The sequence below is a fragment of the Lentzea albidocapillata genome (genome assembly GCF_000719115.1).
GTDB lineage: Bacteria > Actinomycetota > Actinomycetes > Mycobacteriales > Pseudonocardiaceae > Lentzea > Lentzea albidocapillata.
Genome location: NZ_JOEA01000065.1, coordinates 1 through 899, shown reverse-complemented (window position 1 = coordinate 899; position 899 = coordinate 1). Strand labels below are relative to the sequence as shown.

Annotated in this window: 1 pseudogene; it reads left to right on the top strand. The window is 72.9% G+C overall.

From position 1 onward, the window contains the following. Window positions 1–899 (top strand): annotated as a pseudogene (locus IG04_RS43525) (HAD-IC family P-type ATPase); the annotation flags it as partial.

The following is an 899-nucleotide window of genomic DNA, read 5'->3' as shown; positions in this document are numbered from 1 at the left end:
CGACGGCGTGATCGAGGAGGGCAGCTCGGCGATCGACGCGAGCATGCTCACCGGCGAGTCGGTGCCGGTCGAGGTCACCACCGGTGACGCGGTCGTCGGTGCCACGGTCAACGCGGGCGGGCGGCTCGTCGTGCGCGCCACCCGCATCGGCGCGGACACGCAGCTCGCGCAGATGGCGAAGCTCGTCGAGGACGGGTGCCTCGGCGGCCTTCACCGCCGCCGTCGCCGTGCTGATCATCGCTTGCCCGTGCGCGCTCGGCCTGGCCACGCCCACCGCGTTGCTGGTCGGCACGGGTCGTGGCGCTCAGCTGGGCATCCTGATCAAGGGGCCGGAGGTGCTGGAGTCCACCCGGCGCGTCGACACGGTCGTGCTGGACAAGACCGGCACGGTGACGTCCGGGCAGATGAGCCTGGTCGAGGTCCACGCGGCAGACGGCGTGACCGAGGAGGAGGTGCTGCGCCTGGCCGGTGCGCTGGAGCACGCCTCCGAGCACCCCATCGCCAGGGCGATCGCCACGGGCGCCACCGAACGCGTCGGCGAACTGCCCGCGGTGGAGGGCTTCCAGAACCTGGAAGGCCTTGGCGTGCAGGGCGTCGTCGGCGAGAACGCCGTCCTCGTGGGCCGCGCTCGCCTGCTGCAGGAGTGGAGCGTCCGGCTCAGCGAGGAGCTCGTCACCGCGAAGAAGGAGGCGGAGGACAAGGGCCGCACCGCGGTACTGGTGGCCTGGGACGGCGAAGCGCGCGGTGTGCTGGTCGTGGCCGACACGGTCAAGCCCACCTCGGCCGAGGCGATCGCGGGACTGCGTGGCCTCGGACTGCGGCCGGTGCTGCTGACCGGCGACAACGAAGCCGTCGCCAGGGCCGTGGCCGCCGAGGTCGGGATCGACGAGGTCATCGCC